This window comes from Pseudomonas sp. AN3A02 (assembly GCF_011765255.1).
Taxonomy (GTDB): domain Bacteria; phylum Pseudomonadota; class Gammaproteobacteria; order Pseudomonadales; family Pseudomonadaceae; genus Aquipseudomonas.
On record NZ_JAARNI010000004.1, the window covers coordinates 136,427 to 161,846 of the forward strand.

General features: G+C 58.2%; 14 protein-coding genes and 1 pseudogene. 7 read left to right on the top strand and 8 right to left on the bottom strand.

Annotated features, from left to right (window positions below):
• Positions 1 to 45: 45 nt before the first annotated feature.
• Positions 46 to 3,156 (top strand): autotransporter serine protease, encoded by a 3,111-nt coding sequence (locus HBJ59_RS17755; RefSeq protein ID WP_167664270.1) that lies wholly within the window; start codon positions 46 to 48, stop codon positions 3,154 to 3,156.
• Positions 3,157 to 3,335: 179 nt separating this feature from the next.
• Positions 3,336 to 4,766 (top strand): lipase, encoded by a 1,431-nt coding sequence (locus tag HBJ59_RS17760; protein WP_167664271.1) that lies wholly within the window; start codon positions 3,336 to 3,338, stop codon positions 4,764 to 4,766.
• A 158-nt stretch (positions 4,767 to 4,924) separates the two neighbouring features.
• Here the strand turns inward: HBJ59_RS17760 and HBJ59_RS17765 are convergent, their stop codons facing one another.
• Positions 4,925 to 5,149: a YgdI/YgdR family lipoprotein gene (locus HBJ59_RS17765; protein WP_076013508.1), complete on the bottom strand. Its 225-nt coding sequence runs from the start codon at positions 5,147 to 5,149 to the stop codon at positions 4,925 to 4,927.
• A gap of 188 nt (positions 5,150 to 5,337) precedes the next feature.
• Here HBJ59_RS17765 and HBJ59_RS17770 point away from each other — a divergent pair, with 188 nt between their 5' ends.
• Entirely contained in the window at positions 5,338 to 6,987 is a 1,650-nt protein-coding gene (locus HBJ59_RS17770) for a VRR-NUC domain-containing protein (protein ID WP_167664272.1), read from the top strand.
• Positions 6,984 to 9,272, top strand: a complete 2,289-nt coding sequence (locus HBJ59_RS17775) for an ATP-dependent DNA helicase (RefSeq protein ID WP_167664273.1) — start codon at positions 6,984 to 6,986, stop codon at positions 9,270 to 9,272. The genes HBJ59_RS17770 and HBJ59_RS17775 overlap by 4 nt, the downstream gene beginning before the upstream one ends.
• Here HBJ59_RS17775 and HBJ59_RS17780 read toward each other — a convergent pair.
• Entirely contained in the window at positions 9,232 to 10,440 is a 1,209-nt protein-coding gene (locus HBJ59_RS17780; RefSeq protein WP_167664274.1) for a serine hydrolase, read from the bottom strand. The two genes, HBJ59_RS17775 and HBJ59_RS17780, sit on opposite strands and share 41 nt — an antisense overlap.
• A gap of 58 nt (positions 10,441 to 10,498) precedes the next feature.
• Positions 10,499 to 11,458: an oxidoreductase gene (locus tag HBJ59_RS17785; RefSeq protein WP_167664275.1), complete on the bottom strand. Its 960-nt coding sequence runs from the start codon at positions 11,456 to 11,458 to the stop codon at positions 10,499 to 10,501.
• A 99-nt stretch (positions 11,459 to 11,557) separates the two neighbouring features.
• Between HBJ59_RS17785 and HBJ59_RS17790 the strand changes: the two genes are divergently transcribed.
• Complete coding sequence (locus HBJ59_RS17790; protein WP_167664276.1) at positions 11,558 to 12,463, top strand: AraC family transcriptional regulator; 906 nt, start codon at positions 11,558 to 11,560, stop codon at positions 12,461 to 12,463.
• A 6-nt stretch (positions 12,464 to 12,469) separates the two neighbouring features.
• Here HBJ59_RS17790 and HBJ59_RS17795 read toward each other — a convergent pair whose 3' ends face one another.
• The 4 genes from HBJ59_RS17795 to HBJ59_RS17810 all read right to left on the bottom strand — a co-directional run bounded on the left by HBJ59_RS17795 (position 12,470) and on the right by HBJ59_RS17810 (position 19,884).
• Positions 12,470 to 14,221, bottom strand: coding sequence for a hypothetical protein (locus tag HBJ59_RS17795; protein WP_167664277.1), 1,752 nt, complete (start codon positions 14,219 to 14,221; stop codon positions 12,470 to 12,472).
• Positions 14,222 to 14,283: 62 nt separating this feature from the next.
• Complete coding sequence (locus HBJ59_RS17800) at positions 14,284 to 16,092, bottom strand: hypothetical protein (protein ID WP_167664278.1); 1,809 nt, start codon at positions 16,090 to 16,092, stop codon at positions 14,284 to 14,286.
• Between the two features lie 59 nt (positions 16,093 to 16,151).
• On the bottom strand, positions 16,152 to 18,368 hold the full coding sequence (locus HBJ59_RS17805) for a hypothetical protein (protein ID WP_167664279.1): 2,217 nt from the start codon (positions 18,366 to 18,368) through the stop codon (positions 16,152 to 16,154).
• 52 nt (positions 18,369 to 18,420) lie between these two features.
• A complete protein-coding gene (locus HBJ59_RS17810; protein ID WP_167664280.1) occupies positions 18,421 to 19,884 on the bottom strand; it encodes a hypothetical protein in 1,464 nt (487 codons plus the stop codon).
• A 202-nt stretch (positions 19,885 to 20,086) separates the two neighbouring features.
• On the opposite strand from HBJ59_RS17810, the gene HBJ59_RS17815 reads away from it, so the two are divergent.
• Positions 20,087 to 23,074: a carbohydrate binding domain-containing protein gene (locus HBJ59_RS17815; protein WP_167664281.1), complete on the top strand. Its 2,988-nt coding sequence runs from the start codon at positions 20,087 to 20,089 to the stop codon at positions 23,072 to 23,074.
• An 11-nt stretch (positions 23,075 to 23,085) separates the two neighbouring features.
• A complete protein-coding gene (locus HBJ59_RS17820; protein ID WP_167664282.1) occupies positions 23,086 to 24,666 on the top strand; it encodes a hypothetical protein in 1,581 nt (526 codons plus the stop codon).
• A gap of 43 nt (positions 24,667 to 24,709) precedes the next feature.
• On the opposite strand, the pseudogene HBJ59_RS17825 reads toward HBJ59_RS17820, so the two are convergent.
• Positions 24,710 to 25,366 (bottom strand): annotated as a pseudogene (locus tag HBJ59_RS17825) (sensor histidine kinase); the annotation flags it as partial.
• Positions 25,367 to 25,420 lie beyond the last annotated feature (54 nt).

Consider the following 25,420-nt stretch of genomic DNA (forward strand, 5'->3'; position numbering starts at 1 on the left):
TTAACGACCATCGCGAGCAAGCTCGCTCCTACAAGGAAGTCCACCGTGAAAAAAACAAAACGAGGGTTTCAATCCGCCATCCCAACAGGCCCGGGCTACCCGCTCAAGGCCTTGAGCTGCGTGCCATATGGCGCGTTGCTGTGTTGCCTGGCCAGCTTGGGTACCGCCCAGGCCGCACCCTACGTGGAAAGCGGAAAACTGGGGGATGCTGCCAGCTGGCGCAGCAATGAGTTCAAGGCCGATTGGGGCCTGGGCGCCGTGCATGCAGACGCCGCATACGCCGCCGGCTACACCGGCAAGGGCGTCAAGCTGGGGATCTTCGATCAGCCGGTGTATGCCCAGCATCCGGAATTCGCCAGCCCCGGCAAAGTGGTCACGATCGTGACCGAAGGCATTCGCCAATACACCGACCCGTACATCCCGGTGAAGGCCGGGGATGCGTTTCGCTATGACGGCACGCCCTCCCTGGGCTCCAACGGCAAACTCGGCAATCACGGCACCCACGTGGGCGGGATTGCCGCCGGTAACCGCGACGGCGGGCCGATGCATGGCGTGGCGTTCGATGCGCAGATCATCAGCGCCGAAAACGGCGACCCGGGCCCCGAAGACGGGATCATCCTGGGCAATGACGGCGCGGTCTACAAAGCCGGTTGGGATGCCTTGGTGGCCAGCGGTGCACGCATCATCAACAACAGCTGGGGCATCGGTATCGGTGACCAGTACGCCAAGGGCGGGCGCGATCCGGCGTTCCCCAACTTCACGGTCAATGAGGCGCAGGCCCAGTTCAATAACATCCGGCCGATCCTTGGCACCATCGCCGGTGGCGCTTACCAAGGCGCCATCGATGCGGCCCGCAGCGGCGTGCTGACGATCTTTGCCGCCGGCAACGACTACAACCGCAACAACCCGGATGCGATCTCGGGCCTGGCGTACTTCGTGCCGGAGATCGCGCCCAACTGGCTGTCGGTGGCGGCGTTGCAACAGAACCCCGACACCGCCAGTTCCGATCCGTACGTGATCAGCACCTTCTCTTCACGTTGCGGTTATGCCGCCAGCTTTTGCGTGGCGGCGCCCGGCACCAAGATCTACAGCTCGGTGATCAACGGCACCACCCTGGAAAACCTGACCACCGACTACGCCAACTTCAACGGCACCTCCATGGCCGCACCCCATGTGGCCGGCAGTGCAGCGGTGTTGATGGAGCGCTTTGCGTACATGAGTGGCGACCAGATTTCCACGCTGCTGAAAACCACCGCGACCGACCTCGGCGCACCGGGCATCGACTCGCTGTACGGCTGGGGCATGATCAACCTGGGCAAGGCCATCAACGGCCCGGGGATGTTTGTGACGGCTGAGGATATCCCGGCCGAGTTTCGTATCGACGGTGCCTACGGCTCCGGTCAATTCGTCGCCGACCTGCCAGGGATTGGCGCCGTGGTGGATGCCGGCAAACCGACCCAGCGCATTTGCACCGACGTGCATTGCGGCCTGGATGTATGGAGCAACGACATCTCCGGGCACGGCGGCCTGACCAAGCAGGGGATTGGTGCATTGGTGCTGACCGGCACCAACACCTACAGTGGCCCGACCCTGGTCAACCAGGGGTTGCTGGCAATCAATGGCTCGATCACCTCCGACGTCACCGTCAGCAACAGCGGTGTAGTGGGCGGTTCCGGACGCATTGGTTCGCTGACGGCGAACAGCGGCGGTACCGTGGCGCCGGGTAACTCCATCGGCACGCTGAACGTGGCCGGCGATGTGAGCTTTGCGGCGGGCTCCACCTACGCGGTGGAGCTGTCGGAAACCAGCAGTGACCGCATCGTCGCCGGTGGCAAGGCCACCCTCAGCGGCGGCACGGTGACCCTGGCCCTGGAAAACAGCCCGACCCTGCTGACCCAGACCCAGGCCGAAAGCCTGATCGGTCGCCAATACAACATCCTGCAGGCCGCAGGCGGAATCACCGGCAGCTTCGGTTCGGTACTGCCTAACTACCTGTTTATCGGCGGCACCTTGAACTACGCCGTCAACGGCGTGCAACTGGATGTGGGGCGCAACGCCAACACCTTTGCCAGTGTGGCCGCCACCCCGAACCAACGTTCGGTGGCAGCCGCCGCCGAGCAATTGGGTGCGGGCAACGCCGTCTATGAAAGCCTGTTGCTGGCGCCGAATGCGGCCTCGGCCCAAGGTGCGTTCCAGCAGTTGTCCGGGGAAATCTACCCGGCGCTGGAAACCGCATTGGTCAATGACAACCGCTACCTGCGCGAAGCCGTGGGCGAGCGTTTGCAGCAAGGGGAAATGGGCGCATCGAGCCAGACCGTCGACAGCCGTGGCAACGTCTGGGTCAAGGCGCTGGGCGCCTGGGGCAAGACCAACAGCGGCAGTGATACGGCGGGCTACACCACCTCCATCGGCGGCATGCTGGCGGGTGTGGACGGCGCGCTGGATGACGACACTCGTGTGGGCCTGGTAGCGGGGTACAGCGACACGTCACTGAACATGGGCAGCGACACCCATTCCCGGGCGTCGGTAGACAGCTATCACTTGGGTGCCTATGCCGGGCACGAGATCGGTGCCTTGCGTTTGAGCGGCGGGGCGACCTACAGCTGGCACCGCGCCGATGTGAAACGCGAGCTGCAATACGGTGAAGTCGCTGGCAAACAGAAAGCCAAGGTGGATGCCCGCAGCACCCAGGTGTTTACCGAAGCGGCCTATCGCTTGAACCTGCAACCCCTGGCCCTGGAACCGTTCGCCAACCTGGCGTATGTGCATCTGGACGCCGATGGGTTTACCGAGAAGGGCGATGCGGCGGCCTTGAAGGGCCGGGATGACAGCCGCGATGTTGTGTTGAGTACCCTGGGTGCTCGAGCGCTGAAAACCTTGAATATCAACGACCATCAGCAACTGGAGCTTTCCGGCACCCTGGGCTGGCAGCACAACCTGAGCAGCGTCGATTCCGAGCGGCACCTGGCGTTTGCGTCGGGCGGTACGTCGTTCTCGGTGGAGAGTTCGTCGATGGTGCGTGATGCGGCATTGGTGGGCGCGCGGGTGAGTCTGGCGCTGAGCAAGGATGCGAAGGTGAACCTGGATTACAACGGCCTGCTGGCCAGCAAGGAGAAGGTCCATGGGGTGGGTTTGAGCCTGGACTGGGTTTTCTAAACACTGCAGTTCGAAATGTGGGAGCGGGCTTGCTCGCGAAGGCGGTGTGCCAGTCGGTGGATGGGTTGACTGAACCACCGCTTTCGCGAGCAAGCCCGCTCCCACATTGATCCGGTTCCAATCGTCCATTTGTGCAGATTTGGCTTTCTCGACAATTCCAACAAAAGAGAGGCAATACCATGGGTGTTTTCGACTATAAAAACCTCGGGACCGAGGGCTCCAAAGCGTTGTTCGCCGATGCCATGGCGATCACCTTGTACTCTTATCACAATCTGGATAACGGCTTTGCCGTGGGGTATCAGCACAACGGTTTTGGCCTGGGGCTGCCGGCAACCCTGGTGGGGGCGCTGCTGGGCAGTACAGATTCCCAAGGGGTAATTCCGGGTATTCCCTGGAACCCGGACTCGGAAAAGGCGGCCCTCGAAGCGGTCAACAAGGCCGGCTGGACGCCCATCAGCGCCAGTACCCTGGGCTATGGCGGCAAGGTGGATGCCCGGGGCACGTTCTTCGGTGAAAAGGCCGGCTACACCACCGCGCAGGTGGAGGTGCTGGGCAAGTACGATGGCGACGGCAAACTGCTGGAAATAGGCATTGGTTTTCGCGGGACTTCGGGGCCTCGGGAAACCTTGATCAGCGACTCCATTGGCGATTTGGTCAGTGATTTGCTGGCAGCGCTGGGGCCCAAGGATTATGCGAAAAACTACGCGGGCGAAGCCTTTGGCACCTTGCTCAAGGATGTCGCGGCGTATGCCGACAGTCATGGGTTGACGGGCAAGGACGTGGTGGTCAGCGGCCATAGCCTGGGCGGCCTGGCGGTCAACAGCATGGCGGATTTGAGCGGTAATAAATGGTCGGGGTTCTACAAGGACTCCAACTATGTGGCGTATGCCTCGCCAACCCAGAGCAGCGGCGACAAGGTGTTGAACATCGGTTATGAGAATGACCCGGTGTTTCGCGCGCTGGACGGGTCGTCGTTCAACTTCTCGTCCCTGGGCGTGCATGACAAGCCTCATGAGTCGACCACCGACAATATCGTCAGCTTCAACGATCACTACGCGTCGACACTGTGGAATGTCCTGCCGTTTTCCATCGTCAACCTGCCCACCTGGATTTCTCATTTGCCCACTGGCTATGGTGATGGCTTGACCCGAGTGCTGGACTCAAAGTTCTACGACCTGACCAGCCGGGACTCGACGATTATCGTGGCCAACCTGTCGGACCCGGCACGGGCCAATACCTGGGTGCAGGACCTCAACCGCAACGCCGAGCCCCACAAGGGCAACACGTTCATCATTGGCAGCGACGGTAATGACCTGATCCAGGGCGGCAAGGGTGTGGACTTTATTGAAGGCGGCAAGGGCAATGACACGATCCGCGACAACAGCGGGCATAACACCTTTCTGTTCGGCGGGCAGTTTGGGCAGGACCGGGTGATCGGTTACCAGTCCACCGACAAGCTGGTGTTCAGGGACGTGGAGGGCAGTGCGGACTGGCGTGACCATGCCAAGGTGGTGGGGGGCGATACGGTGCTGAGCTTTGGCGCGGATTCAGTGACGCTGGTCGGAGTTGGATTAGCCGGGGTTGGGGGCGATGGCATTTCCATCAGCTGAGTAGCGCTGCTTCTGTGGGAGCTGTCGAGCCTTGGCGAGGCTGCGATGGGATCGCTACAGTGTACCTGGCAGACCGAGTTGCCTGCATCGCGGGCAAGCCCGGCTCCCACAGGGCAGTGCATTGCAAAGAAAGGTGGGAGCCAATTGGCTCCCACTTTTTATTTCTCCTTCATAACGGTCGCGACGTCATCGGCCTTGACGCGAATACGCTTGCCGGCGATGTCGGTGAATTCGTAGAAACCATCGGCCGTTTTCGCGTTGGGCACGTCCTTGGTCAAATATTGGGTACCGTTCTGCAAGGTCACCACGGTCTGTGTGGAGCAACCGGCCAATGCCAGCAACGTGAACATACCCACCGCCAGACCCAAATTCTTCATGCTCATAACCCTTACCTTGATCCTTCGAAAACCCCGCGCCTGAGCGGTCGGGGGAAACATATTTTATGTGGCTGACAGCCATCTGATCATTATTACGCAAAAAGTTGCGTGTGCCTTTGATCTATTACTGATTGCAACAGCCGGCCAGGGACGGCACTCTGTATGCATAACCAGTGTTTGATCCCGTGCCTGACATGTCCAATCCCCTTGAAGACCCGCTCTATTACCTGCATAACTTCCGCCAAGTACTCGATTGGCTGGGGCAGCGGTATGCCGATTTACTGGCCCCGGACGAAGAGCATTTCATTCAGCAATTTGACAGCTTGCCGCAGTCGTCCCAGGCCTTGCTGGTGCGCATGGTGATGCGCAAGGGCGCGCATTTCCGGGCAGGCAAGCTCAATTATGTCGAAATCGGCGCGGTGCACGAGGCGGTGCTGCCGTTGCTGGAACAGGGTTGGGTGACGGATCAATGCCTGTTGTCGTTCGGCGAGCTGTTTGGCCTGTTGCAGAAAGCGGAAATCCTTGCGGTGTTCAAACCCTGGATCGAGCAACCCAGGGCCAAAAAGGCAGATTGGCTGGAGTCGCTGTCAACGCAGTTTTGTGAACCGCGTCACTTCCAGCACTGGTGCCCGGACCTGGCCGATCAGCTTTACAGCCTCACCGTGATGGACCTGTGCGACCGCATGCGGCTGATGTTCTTCGGCAATCTCTATCAGGACTGGTCGGAGTTTGTGCTGGCGGACCTGGGGATTTTTACTTACGAAAAGGTCGAGTTCTGCGCCGAATCCCGTGGATTGCGCAGCCGTGACGACGTGCACGGCTTTCTGTTTCTGCACCAGTGCCAACAGGCTTTTGAAGCGGGCGAGGCACTGGATGCCGTGCTGGAACAAATCGCTACTCTGCACACCGATAACCCCTGGCTGGAAAAACGTCGGGCCAAGCTATTGTTCCAAGTGGGCCAGTACTGCGAGCGCAGCGCCGAGCTTGCCATTGCCGAGGCGATCTACCGAGGCTGCACCTATCCCGGCGCACGCGCACGCCTGATCCGGGTGCTGGAGCGCCAGGAAAACTTCGCCCAGGCGATGCGCCTGGCCCGTGAAGCACAGCTGGCTCCGGAGAGCGCAGCCGAGCAGCAGCACCTGTTGCGTGTGATACCCAGGCTGCGGCGCAAACTTGGCGAGCCGGCGATGCCCAAGGTAAAACCCCGGGCTATCGTGCGCCTGGACCTTGAGCTGCCGGCCCCGGACCCGCTGATGTCGGTGGAGTATTGCGTGCAGGCCCACTTGAGCGACCACGGTGCGCCGGTGCATTACGTCGAGAACACCCTGATCAATTCGTTGTTTGGACTGCTGTGCTGGCCGGCGATTTTCGCGCCGTTGCCGGGGTCGTTTTTCCACCCGTTCCAGCGCGGTCCCGTGGACTTGCACAGCGAAGACTTCCATCAGCGGCGCGCCGAGCTGTTTGCCGAGTGCCTGGCTCAACTGGGCGATGAGCGCTACAAGCGCACCATCCGCCAGCGGTACGTGGACAAATGGGGCATTCAGTCGCCCTTCGTGTTCTGGAACGTACTCAGCGAAGAACTGCTCGACCAGGCCCTCGACTGCCTTCCCGCCGCACACCTGCGCCATTGGTTCGAGCGCTTGTTGCTGGATATCCGCGCCAACCGCGCCGGCATGCCCGACCTGATCCAGTTCTGGCCTGAGGAAAAAACCTACCGCATGATCGAAGTCAAAGGCCCCGGCGATCGCCTGCAAGACAACCAGCTGCGCTGGCTGGAGTTCTGCGGCGAACACCAGATGCCCGTGACCGTGTGTTATGTGCGCTGGACGGAGCAGGCGGCTTGAGCTACAGCGTCGCGGTGCGTGCGTTGTGTGAATTCACCGCCAAGGTCGGCGACCTCGACCTGCGTTTTACCCCGTCTCCCAGCGCCCAGGAAGGGATCGTCGGCCACCGCACGGTGGCTTCACGGCGCAGCGCCCACTACCAGAATGAAGTCGCGCTGGAAGGTGAATACCAGCAGTTGAAAGTGCGGGGCAGGGCGGATGGCTACGACCCGGACCGCAACCAGCTGGAGGAGGTGAAAACCTATCGTGGCGACCTCGACAAGCAGCCGGCCAACCATCGGCAACTGCACTGGGCCCAGGTCAAGGTCTACGGCTGGTTGATGTGCCAGAAACTCGGGTTGTCGGAGATTGTCCTGGCGCTGGTGTATTTCGACATTGTTGGCGAGCACGAAACGCTGCTTAGCCAACGCTTTCAGGCTGCTGAGCTGCAGGATTTCTTCAACCAGCAATGCGCACTGTTCCTCGGCTGGGCCGAACAGGAAATGCACCAGCGCGAAGCCCGCAACGCGGCGGCAACGGCCCTGGGCTTTCCTCATGCAGCGTTTCGCCCCGGCCAGCGTTCCCTCGCGGAAACCGTCTACAAGGCCGTCAGCACCGGCCGCTGCCTGATGGCCCAGGCGCCCACCGGTATCGGCAAGACCGTTGGCACGATTTTCCCGATGCTCAAGGCCCTGGCGCCCCAGCAACTGGACAAGGTGTTCTTCCTCACGGCCAAGACCCCGGGTCGCAAGCTGGCGCTGGACGCCGCGCAAGTGCTGTACGACAGCAGCCCGGATTTGCCGCTGCGGGTGCTGGAACTGGTGGCGCGGGACAAGGCCTGTGAGCATCTCGACAAAGCCTGTCACGGCGACTCGTGCCCACTGGCCAAGGGTTTTTATGACCGCTTGCCGGCTGCCCGTGAAGCCGCATCCAGGGTGCGCCTGCTCGACCAGCGCAACCTGCGGGAAGTCGCCCTGGCCCATGACGTCTGCCCCTATTACCTGAGCCAGGAAATGGCGCGCTGGACCGACGTGGTGGTCGCCGACTACAACTATTACTTTGATTTTGGTGCGATGCTGTTCGGCCTGGCGCAGCTCAACCAGTGGCGGGTCGCGGTGCTGGTGGACGAAGCCCATAACCTGGTGGAGCGCGGCCGTTCGATGTACAGCGCGGCCCTCGACCAGTACACCCTCAAGACCCTGCGGGAGATTGCGCCCGAGCCGCTGAAAAAGTCCCTGCAACGCCTGAATCGTGAGTGGAACGCCCTGCACAAGGAACAAGTCGCGCCGTATCAGGCGTACGCGCAAAAGCCCGACAAACTGCTGCACGCGCTGAGCCTGTGCACCAGCGCCATGGGCGAATATTTCAACGAACATCCCGAAGCGCTCAATGGTGAGCTGCAAGCGTTTTATTTCGAGGCCTTGCAGTTTGCCAAGGTCGCCGAGCTGTTCAACGAACACTTCATCTTCGACATCAGCAAACGCGAGCTCAGTGGCAAACGCAGCGCATCGAACCTGTGCCTGCGCAACGTGGTGCCTGCCGAATTCATTCGGCCCCGGCTAACGGCGGCCCGCAGCAGCGTGCTGTTTTCCGCGACCTTAAGCCCACGGCATTACTACGCGGACTTACTGGGAATGCCGCCCGACACCGCGTGGGTCGATGTGGAATCGCCGTTCAAGGCCGAGCAGTTGCAGGTGCATATCGTCGACCGGATCTCCACCCGGTTTGTCCATCGCCAAGCGTCCCTGGAACCTATCGTCGAGCTGATCGCTGCGCAGTTTGCGCAGCAGCCGGGCAACTACCTGGCGTTCTTCAGCAGCTTCGATTACTTGCAGCAAGTGGCGCAATTGCTCGCTGAGCGACACCCGCATATTCCGCTGTGGCAACAGTCCAGGGGCATGGCCGAGGCCGAACGACAGGCGTTTCTCGAGCAGTTCACCCAGCACAGCCAGGGCATCGGTTTTGCCGTGCTGGGCGGCGCATTCGGTGAAGGCATCGACCTGCCGGGAAGCCGGCTGATCGGCGCGTTTATCGCCACCCTGGGCCTGGCGCAACTGAACCCGGTGAATGAGCAGCTCAAACTGCGGATGGGCGCGATTTTCGGTGCCGGTTACGACTACACCTACTTGTACCCTGGCATCCAGAAGGTGGTGCAGGCCGCGGGGCGGGTGATTCGCAGCCAGCAGGACCGGGGCGTGGTGATGCTGATTGATGACCGTTTTGGCGAGGCACGGGTGCGGCAGCTATTGCCGCGCTGGTGGTCGATCACTGCGGCGGATACACCGCATCCCGCAGTTGGTGGGTGAACAGACCGGACATGCCTTCATAAGCCGTATTGGTCAGTGCAACCACCGTGAGCTTTTGCAGCGGGTCGACGAACCAGCTGTGACCGTAGGCGCCGCCCCATTCGAAGGTGCCCCGGGATTGCGGTGTGCCGGTCAGCGCGGGGTCATTCAGCACGGCCCAGCCATAACCGAAGCCCCAACCCGGGTCCTGGGTTTGCACCTTGGCGCCGACGTGATCGGTGACCATCAACTGCACGCTTTGTGCAGACAGTATCGGTGCGCCGCCCTGGCGAATGGTTTCCAGGAACCGCGCAACATCACCTGCCGTCCCGGCCATGCCGGCGCCGCCGGAAGGGTAGGCATGCGGATCGAGAATTCGCCGCACATCAAACAGCGCAGTGCTGTTGCCCGAGGTGATGGTGGCCTTGTCGACCATGCGCAGCGGCTGCGGTGATCCGTCCTGATACGCCGCAGAGAGGCGTTTGATATCCGTCACCGAAAACTCGGTATCGATTAGCCCGAGCGGTCCGGTCACTGACTCGCGGACCAATACCGGCAGGCTCTGGCCTGACGCCTTTTCCAGTACCGCGCCCAGCACATCGGTGGCCATCGAGTACTGCCAGCCCTTGCCCGGTGGGTAACTCAGGGGCACGCTGGCGATGCGCTTCAGATTCTCGGCAAAGCTGATCTCGGGCTCGCCCAAACCATCGGAAACCCCGGCGGTACGGTAGGGGCCTCGTGTACTTTCCAGGAATCCATAGCTCAGGCCAGCGGTGTGGTTAAGCAACTGGCTGACGGTGATCACCGGGGTAGTGCCATCCGCCAGCTTGGGATTGAAGTCGGGAAGCCAGCGGCTGACCGGATCGTCCAGGCCCAAGCGACCTTGTTCCACCAGGTGCATCGCGGCGGCGGAGACCAGCGGTTTGGTCACCGATGCCAGGCGAAAGATCGTGTCCTCTGTCATCGGGCGCCCGGCTTCGCGGTCCGCCAGGCCGGCAGCACGGTGATAAACCAGCTGCCCGTCCCGCAGCACCAGCACCACGGTGCCCACCAGGCGATTGTCGGCAATGGCGCTGTCGACCACCGCATCCACGCGCTTGGCGAGCAGCGGGTCGTGGCTGTCGGCGCAGGCGAGGGTGGCGCAAAGGGAGGCGGCAAGGGGCACGAGGTATCTGGCAGGAGGCTGCATGGTTCAGGTCGCTCATTGGCAGTGCATGACTGCCAAATATGAACGCTGGGGTCCCGGACTACAACGTGACATTGCACAACTGCTGACTCAGTGCCCATAAGCGTTCGGCCTGCTCCGGGTCGACAGCCCAGGGCCATACGCCGTTACGGCTGGTGTCATCCTGCGACCAAGCGGCCACATCGCAATCTTCGCAGTAGAGTCCGCCCATGCCCTCCAGTTGCGGGCTGACAGCGGCCCACACCGACGTCGCGGCGCCTTGCTCGGGGCTCTTGTAGTGACTGGCGCGGCGGATATTGCCGTGCTCATCCAGTGCGCCGACGAATGCCAGGTCGTCCTTGTTCAGGTAACGGATCAAGTCGGTGAGGATTTCTCCCGGGTGCACGGAAAATGCGCGCACCCCCTCGGCTTTACCTCGTCGGTCCAGTGCTACCGCGAACAGTGCATTGGCGGTTTTTGATTGGCCGTAAGCGAGCCACTTGTCATAGGGGCGGTGTTCAAATTGCGGGTCATCGAAATGCACGGGGCTGAGACGATGGCCGAGGGACGATACCGAAACCACGCGTGCGCCATTAGCCTCACGCAGCGCCGGCCACAACCGGGCGGTTAGCTGGAAGTGGCCCAGGTGGTTGGTGGCGAACTGCGCTTCGAGACCTCGCGCATCCCGTTGCAGTGGTGTTGCCATGATTCCGGCGCTATTGATCAGAAGGTTCAATGCCCGGCCGCTGGCGAGGAAGTTTTCGGCAAAACGGTCGATGGAAATCGGGTCGAGTAAATCCAGGCTGGCGTGTTCAACACCGATGATGCCCGAGAGGTTGCGTTCGGCCTTTTCAGGATCCCGCGCGGGAACGATCACCTGCGCACCCGCGTCGACCAACACGCGCACCGTTTCCAGGCCAATGCCGGAGTAGCCACCGGTGACAATCACCGTCTTGCCTCGCAAGTCGCTGCCCGCCAAGGCTTGCTGGGCGGTAGTGCCGGCATCGAAGCCGCTGCCAATTGGGGTTTGTTTGTCAGCCATGAAAGATCTCCTTATGGGAGGCCTAGAGTCTCTCGCTGGAGCCCGGACGCGGAATGCCCTAGAGTCTGTGTTTCTGTCGCGATCGTCCGGAGCTTTTTTATGGATACCCTTTCCGATGTGCTGGCACTGTTAAAAAGCCATCGATCGACCTTCGCCGGCCTGAAGGCTGGAGGCACCTGGGCCATTAACTTTGCGGCGCCGGATGGCATCAAGTTCAACGCGGTGGTGGAGGGCAGTTGCTGGCTGGAAGTGGAAGGGCTGGCAGTACCGATACGCTTGTATGAGGGAGATTGTTTCCTGTTGACCCAGTCACGCCCGTGGAGGCTGTCCAGCAATCTGTCCCCTGAAGGGCTCGATGCACGTGAGGTGTATGCCGATGCGGTGGGAGGCATCGCCACGGTGGGTGCCACGGTGGATCTGTTCTTGATCGGCGGACGATTTATCTACGGGGACGACGCCCGACTGTTGCTGGATAGCCTGCCGCCGGTGCTGCGGGTAAGCGCCAACTCCGAACAGGCTGCCGTATTGCGCTGGTGCCTGGACCGCCTAGCCAGGGAATACGCGAGTCCGTTACAGGGCGCGGCGCTGATGACCGAGCATTTGGCGCAAATGATGTTGGTGCAGATCCTGCGGCTTTATCAATCTTCCATAGGCGCGCATACCACGGGCTGGTTGGGAGCGTTAAACGACCCAAGGTTGGCGCCGGTGCTGCGGGAAATTCACGCAGCACCAGCCCGGCGCTGGACGTTGAGTGAAATGGCCGGGCTTGCGAGCCAATCCCGCTCCACCTTTGCCTTGCACTTCAAAAAACGGGTGGGGTTGGCGCCACAGGAATACCTGACCCGATGGCGCATGCACCTGGCAGTGCAGGCCTTGAAGGCCAGCGACAACAGCGTGTCCACGATCGGCCAGTCCCTGGGTTATCAGTCAGACAGCGCCTTCAGCAATGCTTTCAAGCGTGTGATGGCCTGTTCTCCCCGGGAATATCGCGAGCGAACTGCATAAACCGTATTACCCCATTTCCCACACCTGCAGCTTCGAGTAACGGGGGAGCTGTCCGTTTCGATCGAGGCTGTAATACATCTTCACGATTTCGCCCATTTGAAGGTCATCCACTGATATTGGGATGCGCAGCGCCTGGCCGGCCGTGTCTGTGTTCAGTGTGCTGGGTACGGTGGTTCTCGACTGGCTGGCAATCCATTGCAAGGTCACGGTGTCCCCGGGTGCGGTCTCGGTGAACGGCACGATGACCGTCACCTGGTGCCTGGCATTCGAAATCTCAACCCGTGCCTGGGGCAGAACGCTGACGGGCTCACCCACCTGTAATTGCAGGCGTTGGGACTCACGGCTGGGGGCCTGGTCGGCACGTTCGTAATACACCTCGGTGAGTTGTGTATCGAAACGCTTGAGGTGTTCGCCGTCGACCGTGAAGGCGAAGCTGCGATCTTCCGCGATCACTACCAACGTGTCTTCCTGGGTGTACGTCGTCGCGCCTCCTTCCCAGGTCAAGCGCACCTTGACTGGCGCATCCCAGCCATCCGGCGCGGTAAACACCACGGTTGCTCGGGGCGTATTCGGGTCCAGACGGCCACCGGTTGCTTCCATAACGCGCGGCGCCTGCCATGGGCTGGCTGCACCGCGTACGCTTATTCGGGTTTTCTTTGACACAAGCGCTTCATCGGTATCCGCTTTGTAGAGGTCGCAGGACAATATCGACACACCGCCACCCAGCGCGTTAACCCGTTCATTCGGAACGTCGAAAGCCAGAAAACTGTTGGTACGCTCGACAGTTTTTTCGTCGTGGTAGGGAACGGAGGCGCCTTGTGCGTCTCGCCCGTCCCAGTTGAGCCGTACTCGGTCGCCTTTACCGAATACATCTGGATCCAGGAACAGCTCGATCTTTTGCGGGCTGCCACCCAGCCGCTGCAAGTCGACAACTTCCCCAGGCTGCTCAAGAAAAGGCGCCTCGAGCGGCTTCGTGCCGAGGTCGACGTGCACCCATTGTATTGCGGACCAATTCACATCTGACTCAGGGTCCATATTAGGCGCCGGATAATTGCCGACGGCGTCGACGACTTGCAGTGCGACTGGTGTATAGGGATTGCTGCCTGCATCCAGCACCACCTCTTCCGGAACGGTGATCGAGAACCCTCTGCCGACGTCCTGGGGCCTGACCACCTGCTTGAAAACCTCTGAGCCCCAAACGATAGTGCAGGTATCAAACTCAGCCATGTTTTCGTATGGCTGGACATCAAGGATGATCCCGTGCCTTGCCCTGTCACGGTTCACTACCGCACCCCCTGCGACGTCCTCGGGGAGGAAAAATACCAAGCCTTGGTGGCCCTCAGTATCGGGGTCCGGGTCCCGCTCACCGGGGCGGGTCAGCTTGACCCGAAGCTTGTAGCGGTTGGACTCAACCCGGTCTGTGTCGGGTTCTTCAACGGTGCAATATACGTTGGCCCAATCCGGCAGGATGCTTTCCTTGGCCATCCTCAGGGTATGCACCCAGTCCCCCACGTTGGCGGGGTTGATAACCAGGTAATCTGCAGGGGCAGGGCTGTTCCAGTACAAAAATATTTCTGTGTCGAGGGCAAGCTGACGGGCAGGGAAGAGCATCGGCCTCAGGTCATGCTCCACATGCCTCAGGCCGAGGCCTCCATCAGACCTGGTTGCCGCTTCGTCCTCCTTGATGGGTGGGGTCACATTTTGGATATACAACTCGGGTTGATCGTCATCAGTTCGTTTATTCAAGGCATGAGACATTGTGAAACCTCCACTGCAGAGGAACTGCAATCAATCAGGCAGGCCGGCGGTTTGGATAACCATTATTCCCGCTGAACGTCCTCATCCCCATAGATCCCCCGGCGCAAAATCTGCAACGTGACCACGCTGGAATAGCGCTGTGCAACGTTGTTCTGATTGATCAGCCAGTAGACTTTCACCACACGATTGAGGTTGCCCGTCACAAACCTTGCGGGCACCCTGACCCGTACGTCTCCAGGTTTTGCGACATACATCGGCAGTTCGACCCGGGTGCCCGGGCCTACCCAATGCAAACGCACGTCTTGGCCAATCGGTGGCGAAGGGAGTGTCACCCAGACGCCATCCGGTACCAGGTCTGGGTCGAGCCGGTGCCCAACAACCCTGTCGACAACCGGTGCCGCCATTGGCGCCCAACGTTTACCGACGAGAAGCGTTTTGCGCGCCGATTCACCCAACAGCGGGCGATTAATTTCAATGCCGTTGGCCTCGTAGTACAGCACCGAGTCGCGGCCCTCAAAGCGGGTGATCTGGGCCGCGGTCAGAGGGAACTCAAGCACATTGCTTGCGGGACGTTCACCGGCACTGCGACTGGACCGGTACTCCACAGTGCCTTCAGGGTCGGGCAGCAGCCAAACCAGGGTAATCAGGTCCCACGGTTTCCAAGTGGCCTGGTAAGGCACGTAGGCGTAAATGGGCTCGGGAAGCAATTCAGCGAATGGCATGACTTCGTTCAAGTAAGGCGCCGGCCATTGGATAACCGGGCCCTGGACACTCACATAGCCGGTACTTGAGTACATCGTCGCGCCGCCGATGGTTTTACGCAGGGCGTAACTCACCTTGGCATGGCCTTGGGACAAGCCGGCCACGAATCCGTGTGGGATCTCAAATTCAAAGATCTTATTAGCCCTGTCCACCGTTTTTACGTCGGTGTGCGTAATCGTGTTGCCTTGGGCATCGGTGGCCTGGAAAAAAAACTCCAGCGTGTCCCTTGCCTCGAAATAATCCGAGGTGGCAAACACAGACGCGGTGATCGATTTGCCCATCAACTGTTCCAGGTCGATGACTCCGGTTTGCGGATCAGCTTCGTTCACATAGGGTTCCCACAATAAATCGCCGCGGGCATACACGGCGACTTCGCTGACCGCTGACCAGCGTGCCTGCGGGTCGGTAGCGTTGCCGGTGTGCCCACGTACCTGGAGTCTTACGGGCAATTTCAGGCTGTCACGGGCTGCCATGATGGTTTCATAAGGCACCACCAGGGTGATTTCGTTTTGCAGGTCCTTGGCAGTGACCGAATAAATAATTTGCTGGTCTCCCCAACACAACAGAACACGGTCGCCGATTGCCATGAACGGATAGGGCATGAGCTGGATCTTGATGGTTTCACGGGCCCTGGCTTCGCTGACGCCGCTGATCAGCACATCATCAGGCAAATAGAAGACGAACCCTTGGTTCCCCGGCGTGGTGCGGTCAGGGTCCCGGCCGCCCGGCAGGTTCAGGTCAACCCGCAGACGCGCCGGCCGGGTGGACGCGCCGGTGAGGTTGTTGCGGCACACCAGCGGGTCGATCAACGGAGGCTTGATACTGCTCGCCGGCAACAGGATCGGTATGCGCGCATCCTGCGCAGTGCCGGGCATGACAAAGGTGTGAGCAACGGGAATCAGCGGGTCGTTGCTGAATAACTCGAGCAAATCACCCGGGGAGGGTCGTAGTGCGGTTTGCAGGTAAACCACTTGGGGTGTTTCGACGTTTCTCAGTCCCAGGCCGCCGTCGACAGTCACATCGCCGGGAGGGGCGGGGAATAATCCTGGAATATCCAGGGTACCGAGTTCTGCGGTGGACTGGATGGTATCGGTAATGACAGTGGACATGGCTGTGGCTCCTTTCTAAAGGGCCCCTTTAGGGGAGGCAAAGAAAAGCGGAGTGCGTGTTACACCAACCTGAAACGTATTTCCCTTAGCTCATAATCATTACCATCCGCAGATGCCTGATGACTGTCGATAAATAGAGTGAGCGATGTACCACTGGGAACAACCGAGCCCTCAAGTGTGAGCCAGGTGTTCATATTGCTGATCTCGGTTGCGCCCACCACTTGTCCTTGCGATGAGCGCAGGGCAAGGGACGGAAGCGTAAAACGACCGTCAAACCTTCTCACCGTGATGCTGAACATGTAAGTAAGGCCCGCGTGTAAGTTGTTAAATACCTGGCTGAAAATCACGCCGTTCTTGTTGTTTACTCCGTAAGTGTAATTATAAAACGTCGTAAAGCTTCCGTAGTCTCTAAACGCTCTGTCGCGAAGATCACTGAGCGCAGGGCCGAACGTCCAGCCATTCGTATTGCTATTGCGGAAGTCAGTGATGTGATCAAACTCTATGCGAATGAACAACACTCGGATTTGTGAAAACCGTCTGGGAACGTTGGCTCTGGACAGATCGTATTTAATTCTGACAGATCCATCCAGATTTCCAATGACATAGCTACGTTCTATCATGATGGTCAACGCCGCACCTGCCTGGTCGGCGTTTAATATGACCTGGAATGACTTACTTACCTGGTCGCCATCCCACATCAACGTAATGATGTCACCCTCCAAGGTATCAGCTGCCGGCACAATTACCGAAGCATGACTGCCAATGTCATCAGGGTTCAGATAGTTGCCAGAGGTGCCTGAAACTTCCACAGGTAGCAAAGTTCTTGTCGGCTCACCCACTTGAAGTTGCAAACGCATCGACGCGCGATGGGGCATCAAGTCCACACGCTCGTAGTACACTTCGACTTCCAGAGTATTAAAACGGCTTACCTCCTCATTCGGGATCACAAACGACAGCTCCTGACCTTCGGAAATAGGCCCCAAGTAGAACTCATCCGAATAGTTCACCGAGTGAGCCACCCATACGACGCGTATTTTAGTTGCAGAGTTCCAGCCATCTTGCGCGCGAAATTTCATCGTGGCACTGGACGTTGGGTCCAGCACGCCATTTGGTGCCTCGACAATAGTGGGAGCGTCCCACTCAGTCACTTCACCAATGACCCTCACCCGAACCTTCTTTGAGGGAAGCCAGGTATTGTCCCTGGCTTTGTAGAGCATGTAGTACATTATCGCGATACCGCTCGCAATCGCGCTGACCAGTTCGTTTGGTACTTCGAACTCCAGGATAATATTGGTCTGGTTAACAGGTTGCTCATCACTGTAGAAGAACGGCACGGTTTGAATGTCGCGCCCCTCCCAATGAAACATGACACGGTCGCCTACCTCAAAAAACGTGTTATCAACGAAAATCTGGACTTTTTGCGCAGCGGCACCCAACTCCTCGAGATTAACGATCTCCCCTGCCTGTTCAAGGAAGGGCGAGTAGGGTCGTTTAACCCCGAGGCCAACGTTTACCCGCTGTATCTGTGACCAGTTCGCGTTTGTATTCGGGCCAGGGTAGTTGCCACCCACGTCCATGATTTGCATCGCAACGGGCAGGTAATTATCGTCCGGGGCCTCGTTGATCACGGCAGCGGTAATGGTCACTTCAAACGCACGACGCACCTCGGCGGCCGTTACCACGTGAGTCACTAACTCCGACCCCCAGGCAATGATGCAGGTATCCCACTCGGCCATGTTTTCGTATGGCTGAACTTCAATCACCACGCCCTGTTCGGCCCTGGCGCTATCCACGTGGCTGCCGGCGTCCAGGTCGGGAGGCAGAAAGAACACCAGGCCTTGATGGCCCTCGACATCCCGATTCGGGTCTTCCTCTCCGGGGCGAGACCGCTTCACTCGAAGTTTCAACGGTTTGGTTTTAGACCGGTTGCCGCTGGGACGCTCCACGGTACAGTAGACTTCCGCCCACTCCGGAAGGATCTGTTCTTTATTCACCATCAGGTTGAAAAAACGGTTTTTCTCGTGCTGCGGTTGAATCACGAGATAGTCCACCGGCACGTACGGATTATTCCAGTAAAGGTAGATCACGGTATCGACAACAATCCCGTCGGGACGTAGCAGAGTCACCTCCAGGTTATGTTCGACATGCCGCAAGCCAAGCCCACCCGCAGACTCTGTATCGCCCGGCGGCGGTGGCGTCAGGTTGCTGATTAACACTGGATCAAGGTCAAAGTCGTCGAGAGCGTTGTTAGTCTCTACTTGCGGATTACGCGGCATGTTGGAACCTCCATCATCGAACACGAGCCATGGATGGGCGTATGGAAACGGCTCACTGCTGTTCGCCGAGAGCACCAATCTGTACTTCCTGGCGTAAGGACTCATTGATTGACGTGGTACTCGCCAGCGCCGCCTCGGGCTCATAGACGTAATAGAGCTCTGGGGTAACGCCGCGGAACCGCAATAGATCGGCATACGGAATCAGCCGCCTGATCGGCACACCCTCAGGGGCTTGCCCGACGGTGAACGGGTCGCAATACAGGATGAGTTCGTTAGTGCCCGGTATGGCATAACGCAGGAGCAACATGAGCGTGTCACTGGGTTGGCGCCATGCATACCAGGGGATCTCCACTGCGGCGCCGGAGCTGGGAATGGGATTGACCACGTGATCGATGTAACGCACAAAAAAAGGCCGCTGCAACTGGACAAGGGCGTCTGTCACTTCGGCAGAGGCGAATTTGGAGTACCGTGTCGGAGTGCCCGTTTTAAGCAGGAGGTAGCTGATCTCGACCTTGCCGCCGACCACTGCCCGTATCTTCTCGTAGGGGACAAAAAAGTCATGAGGTCTGCCGGGCGCAGTGATGGTGATGTATTCGTCGTGCAATACCACCCCACCCAGCTTTGGAAAACCCCGGCAAGTGGCAAAATACGTATAGCCGGCAGGGCCTTCCCACGGGTAGGTAAACAGTTGGATGTGCAAGGGCTTGCCGTCAAGTCGCTCAAGGTCGATGAAACCGGGAAAGTCCTGCGTCGCGAAGACCGGTGCCGGAAGGTCGACAGAGGCAATATCCACCAGCACTGGAATGTTCCGGGATCGTGGCGTGGAAACGTTGCGTACCGCGTCAACCACCTGGAAGCTCACAAGCCGGTTACTGCCATTGCCCCCTGCGGAAAGTTGTTCGTAGTTGAGTTTTATCTCGGTCGATTTCCCCACCCCGGCGACCTGTTGAGGCAGCGCGTAATAGTTCCCCCACTGCAGCTCAATCACATCCCTCGCATCCATATTCGGATAGGGCTCAATCGTGACCGTTACGCCTCGATCGGCTTGTACCTGCTTGATCTCAGTATCGGATAGCTTGAACTTGAGCTCGGAGTGGCCAGGGGTAATCTGATTATTGTCCTTGCCCGCCGGCAGGGTTCTTTTGACCAACACTTTCAACGGATCGGAGGTGTCGAAGTCCGGGCCACCCTCATAACGTACGACGTACCCCAGCGTCATATCCCCGTCGGGAAGATCGTTCACGGAAATGGCAAAAGAGAAGGCGTCGCGGCCTTCTTCTCCGGGCAGCAGTGTTTTGTGTGCGAGAACCCGCTTGTCCGGGAGGGTCACGACTTCGATCACGTCACCGGCCCGGGCTGGCCAATTTTTTTGCACCGTTACTGTCAGGTCACGCGCCAACAACCATAAGGGGATCCCGCCATCAAACCCTTCGAACGCTGGCGACATTCCAGGAATGAGCAGTCGATCGAGGAATTTGGGCTTTCCAGGGTTTGCAGTGCTGGTTTGGATAGACATGACTTTCTCCGGGTAGGAAGTTGGCGGTCGTTACAGGAGCTGCTCCCGCGTTCGCGACCATCAAACACCTGCAAGAGGTCGTTGACTACTGTCAGAATTAACAGGTAGGGACGCCACCTGTTAATTCTGACAGTAGGCAAACCCTGCATTTGGGTATTTGCTTGGAGTCACCGTACCGCGTGCCCCATCGAGGACCTTTGCCATGCCCAAGTCCGGCGTAACCACCGACCTGTTACCCCCCGCTGAGATTCCGCTGAGCCAGCCGCCCATTCCCGGTGATGCGGACAACGCCGATTACGGTATTGGCTTGCGGCATGTCGAACATCCGTTGGTGGTGTATATCGAACGTCCTGATGCCACGCCACCAGGCACTGTCTTTCAGCTGTTCTGGGGTAGCCTCACCCAGCCTGTGGCATTCAATCTTCTCGGGGACGGTGACGAAGGGCTGACACGCATCCCGTTCACCGTTACCCAAGACTATATTCGCGAGTCCTGGGCTGACCCTGTGTTCGCCAGGGTGCTTCGTGAAAACGGTACAAACAGTGAAACCAGGCCGCTGCGGCTGCGCGTCAACCTGCAACGCCCGGGTGGGAGAGATCCCGATGACGACTTGCCTGGCCACCAGAAGCTGATCCTTGAACTGCCGCTAGATGTGGTGCGCGATGGCATCAGCGACGCGCGCGCCCATCAAGGAGTTGAGGTGATCTGCCGTCATTGGGAAAACATGTTCGCTTATGACCTCGTCATCCTGGCCTGGGGTTCCGAGACCATTACTCATCGGGTACAGCCCGACCAAGTTGCCAGGGATATTTCGCTGACCATTGACTATCCAACGATACTTGCCGCCGGGAACGGCGAAATCATCCCTGTGGGGTTCCAGGTCATGGGGCCGACCGGAAATTACCCGGACGAATGGGCGCGCTGGTCGGCGGCGCAATGGGTGGATGTGCATGCCGATAATGACCGGCTGGACCCACCCCGGGTTAAGTTTCCCGTTACCGAGCGGGACATCGACCTTGAGCAACTGGGAGCTCGGGACGTCATCATTTCAGCCCATGTGGGCCTCGCCGATGCCTCTGCTTATAGCCTGCTAACCCTGATCTGGGCCGGTACAGACCGTGATGGCGTCTCGGTTCCATATATCCCCAGCATCACGATCGTGGCAGGTTCCAACGGGATCTATGATTTCGATATTCCCCATGCGCTGATGGCGACGATTGCCCAGGGAACGGTTGTTGTGCACTACCTGCTGCAAGGTGCAGGGGCGCCGGACAAGCGTTCGGATAATTTGCACTTGCGGGTTATTGGTGAAGTTGCCAAATGGCCGGCGCCGACGATTGATGAAGCACCCGCTGGCCACTTGGACCCGGATCTGCCCGAGGCTACCGTGCGCTTCCCGTTTCAGGAAAGCTGGCCAGGCGATGCCTTGCTTGAAGTGGTGTTTGTGGCGGGTGATGCCGAGAGCACGGTTGAGCATCGCATAGGACGAGAGGTTGATGAGATTCCCCCCACTACGGGCGGTTATATGCTTTTCACCGTGCATACCGCCGACTTGAAGCGCTTTGAGGGCTACTTCACTGACGTGTACTACGTTCTTACCAAGCGAAATACTCCACCTGACGAGACGCCTCAGGAATCCCTGCGCCTGAAAGTACAAGTGGGCGAGCCGGCGCGGGAACTGCCCAAGCCGATTGTCCAACAGGCACCCGACGGCCTGTTGAACCCGGATGACATTACCGATTACGCCAAGGTCATTGCCCCATTTACCGAAACGTTGCGGGCTGATTGGATCAACATGTTCTGGATCGGGCCCAATGCCCACACCAGCGTCATGGTTCAAGTGGGCATAGATGGAACCACCACTGAACACGATATTTTGATCGACTACATCACGCCCAATCTGGATCAGGAAGTGATGGTGTTCTACACCTTGATACGAGGCGATAAAGCCTTACGTCATTCACATATCACCACAGTGCTGATTTCTCATGCATCCCTGGAATTATTGGCGCCTGAGCTGGACAAAGCCATCAGCACAGGCCAGGGCACCGCAACGTTAGCGCCTCTGGATGCCGAGGGTGGTGCGAAACTGGTGGTGAGTTATGCAGACATGCTTGGTAGCGACACAATTCAAGTGACCATGAAGGGGACTGCTGGCGCGGGTTCTCCGTTGATCCCAAGCAAACCTGGTAATGAAACCACCAAACGTGTTGAGTTTGATATTTCTGAGATGGCCATTGTTTTTAATATTCATAATCGCAATAACGTAGTGGCGTTTGACTATACCGTAACGCGAAACGAAGAGCCTCAATCGTCGCACACCTTATTTGTGACGATAACACCGATTCCTTCTATAAGTTTACCCCAGCCATTAATTAATAATGTTACTCCTAATGGTATATTAGACATTAGGGCTCTTCCTGCAAATGCTAAACTCACCATTAAAAAGTGGCCCTTTCAATATTCGGGAATGAAGGTGTGGCTGACGTATCGAAGCATGGGGGCGATGCCCGACCCTAATTTGATCTGGCAAGGTATACCTCTCTCTTCGGACAATGGCGTTGAGCATGAAGCTCCATTGGCTTGGTTGGCGACATGTGCGAATGGAGCCGAGGTGAGCATTGAGTTTAAACTGGCATATGACCCTAGTGAAGAGATGGATAACGCAATAAGCTTGCCGCGGACTACTTATCGAATACTAACAAATAGCTTTTTTGAAAGTGCGACTTTTGATAATAGAAGTCTTAACGGATGGCGACGGCACTGGGAACATGCAAACGCCACTTCGGAGTTTTTAAGCAGAAACTCTGGTTATTACTGGAGTAGCACCGTTACAGGCCTCACTGGCACTGCGGGCACAGTCACGGGATTGATTAAAGACTTTCCAATAACATTATTTGTGCCGGGTGTTCAGTATACAATTAGCTTCGACTATCTATACAGGCTCATGGGGGACGTGCAAAGTAGAATTTCCGTAGATCAATACCTTCGTTCGGATGCAATTGACAGATTCGTAGATCAATCGTTTTCTAATATCGGTTCATGGGCAACATTCACCCATACGTTCAGCCCGCAACTTCAAACGCCTGGATCCTACATTCGAGTAGTCCTGTATGTAAATTGCAGGAACTCAGCTGAGGGCACCTCAATATCTTTGGATAATATATCAATTCGAGCAACAGGAATTTGAGTGATCAATGAGTGCCATCAGGGGCTGGTATTTGTACTGCCACCGGCGTGCTGCTGGACGGGATTGACGAAAAACGCGCCGAGCAAGGCGTCACTGTCACGTTCCGGTATCGGGAAAACAGGGCCGCCTACGATGTCATCACGCTGGCCTGGGGTTCCCAGGTCATCACGCACCGCGTGCAGCCTGATGATGTAGGGCAAGATATTCAAATCACGGTTGACCACGCAGTCATTGCCCACGCCGGGCACAATGATGTGCTACCTGTGGTCTTCCAGGTCATGGGGCCTACCGGAAACTACCCGGACGAATGGGCGCGCTGGTCGGCGGCGCAATGGGTGGATGTGCATGCCGACAGTGACCGGCTTGACCCTCCCTGGGTTAAGTTTCCCGTTACTGAACGGGACATCGACCTGGAGCAACTGGGAGGTCGGGACGTCATCATTTCAACCCATGTGGGCCGCGCCGACGCCTCTGCTTATAGCGTGCTAACCCTGATCTGGGCCGGTACAGACCGTGATGGCGTCTCGGTTCCACATACCTCCAGCATCACGATCGTGGCAGGCTCCAACCGGACCTATGATTTCGATATTCCCCATGCGCTGGTCGCGGCCATTGCCCAGGGAACGGTTGTTGTGCACTACCTGCTGCAAGGCGCAGGGGTTTTGCACTTGGAGGTTAAGGGGGAGGCTGTCAAATGGCCGGCGCCCACGATTGATGAAGCCATTGACGAGCCACTCGACCCGTACTTGGCGGAAGCTACTGTGCGTTTTCCGTTTCAGGAAAGCTGGCCGGACGAGGCGTTGCTTGAAGTGGTGTTTCTGGCGGGCGGGCCTGATGGAACGATCGAACATCGGTTGGGGCGCCAGGTCAACGATATCCCGCCCACTGACGACGGGGACATGCTTTTCACGGTGTACACCGCTGAGCTACGGCGTTTTGATGGCTACCTCACACAGGTGAATTACGTCCTCACCAGGCCAAATGAACTTCCCCAGGAGTCGCGCCGTCTGGAAGTGCAAGTGGCAGGGACCGAATTGGTCATCGAGCAAACGCAAGTGCACTTGAATGGCTTTTCGCTGAAAGTGCCTGATTGGCCAAGAACGGGAGAGGACTCTATTAACAACACACGAACACGGTCTGCGAGCGGTGGAGCACCGCCTTATCAATATTCATCAAGCGACAGTTTTGTTGCTTCTGTCGATTCTGTTACGGGGAAAGTAACGGGCAATAGAAATGGATCGGTTGTTATCAGGGTAACTGACAGTATGGAGGCTGAACTATCGTATTCCGTAGAGGTGACCAATATTTGGCGTTTAAATATTAATGAAGCACTAATGACTGGTCCCGAATCGATTGAATGGATGGAGTCAATAGTCGGTACGTCGTTATTCGACGAAATGTTCTACGAAACCATCGTTTCTGGTGAGGTTCAGGACGATGTGAATAGAGTTTATTTACCTCTTCCGTTCGAGAAGCGTTCTATTGGTTATGCGCCCCTGACTGGAGAAATCCCCAGAGCTTTATATTCTTACATCGAGGTGAATTTGTATTTGGTAGTGCTCCCAACCAATATTTACCTGCGTGGTGTTTAACGCCTTTGTGAGTTAACTGAAAAGCGGCCTGGTTCTGGCCGCTTTAACTTTGGCGCACAAGAGAAAACGTAAACGTCGCTCCACGCCCAGCTACATTCACCAACCGAATCTCCCGCCCATGCAACTGCAATATCCGATGAACAATCCGTAGCCCAAGCCCGCCATCACGCCGTGCACCACCAATGGTGAACGCCCGCAGGAATAATCCCTCACGCAGTTCAGCATTAATCCCCGGTCCACTATCACTGACAGTCACTTCAACCCGATCCCCCTTGGGCACAAGCGTAACCTGGATATCCCCCTTAACTGGCGTATGCCGCAACGCGTTATCCAACAGGTTGGTCAGCACCCGCTCAATCAACCCCAGGTCCGCAAACACCGTCGGTACCTGCGGTGGCAAGCTGGCACTCAAGGTGATGCCGCGTGCCTCGGCCGTCAGTTCGAACTTCTGAAAGATGTCCTGCACCAAATCCGGCAGGGAAAACCCTTCGATCACCGGCTGCACAAACCCGTGCTCCAGGCGCACCAGTTCCAGCAGCGATTGCGCCAGGCCGCCAACTTTACGGCTCTGGTCCAGTGCGATGCCCAGGTAACGTCGGCGGTCTTCCGGGCTCAGGCTGGCGTCTTTCAGCGACAGGGTTTCCAGGTAGCCATGCAGCGAAGCCAGCGGGGTGCGCAGGTCGTGCGAGATGTTGGCGACTTCGGTCAGCAGGCGCAGTGGCCTGGGTGATCCAGGCCACGAAGGTGAAGGTGT

Excerpts from the sequence above, each read along its gene's own strand:
- HBJ59_RS17760 (WP_167664271.1), top strand. The coding sequence starts at position 3,336 with ATGGGTGTTTTCGACTATAAAAACCTCGGGACCGAGGGCTCCAAAGCG.
- HBJ59_RS17765 (WP_076013508.1), bottom strand. The coding sequence starts at position 5,149 with ATGAGCATGAAGAATTTGGGTCTGGCGGTGGGTATGTTCACGTTGCTG.
- HBJ59_RS17770 (WP_167664272.1), top strand. The coding sequence starts at position 5,338 with ATGTCCAATCCCCTTGAAGACCCGCTCTATTACCTGCATAACTTCCGC.
- HBJ59_RS17780 (WP_167664274.1), bottom strand. The coding sequence starts at position 10,440 with ATGCAGCCTCCTGCCAGATACCTCGTGCCCCTTGCCGCCTCCCTTTGC.
- HBJ59_RS17785 (WP_167664275.1), bottom strand. The coding sequence starts at position 11,458 with ATGGCTGACAAACAAACCCCAATTGGCAGCGGCTTCGATGCCGGCACT.
- HBJ59_RS17790 (WP_167664276.1), top strand. The coding sequence starts at position 11,558 with ATGGATACCCTTTCCGATGTGCTGGCACTGTTAAAAAGCCATCGATCG.
- HBJ59_RS17795 (WP_167664277.1), bottom strand. The coding sequence starts at position 14,221 with ATGTCTCATGCCTTGAATAAACGAACTGATGACGATCAACCCGAGTTG.
- HBJ59_RS17800 (WP_167664278.1), bottom strand. The coding sequence starts at position 16,092 with ATGTCCACTGTCATTACCGATACCATCCAGTCCACCGCAGAACTCGGT.
- HBJ59_RS17805 (WP_167664279.1), bottom strand. The coding sequence starts at position 18,368 with ATGCCGCGTAATCCGCAAGTAGAGACTAACAACGCTCTCGACGACTTT.
- HBJ59_RS17810 (WP_167664280.1), bottom strand. The coding sequence starts at position 19,884 with ATGTCTATCCAAACCAGCACTGCAAACCCTGGAAAGCCCAAATTCCTC.
- HBJ59_RS17815 (WP_167664281.1), top strand. The coding sequence starts at position 20,087 with ATGCCCAAGTCCGGCGTAACCACCGACCTGTTACCCCCCGCTGAGATT.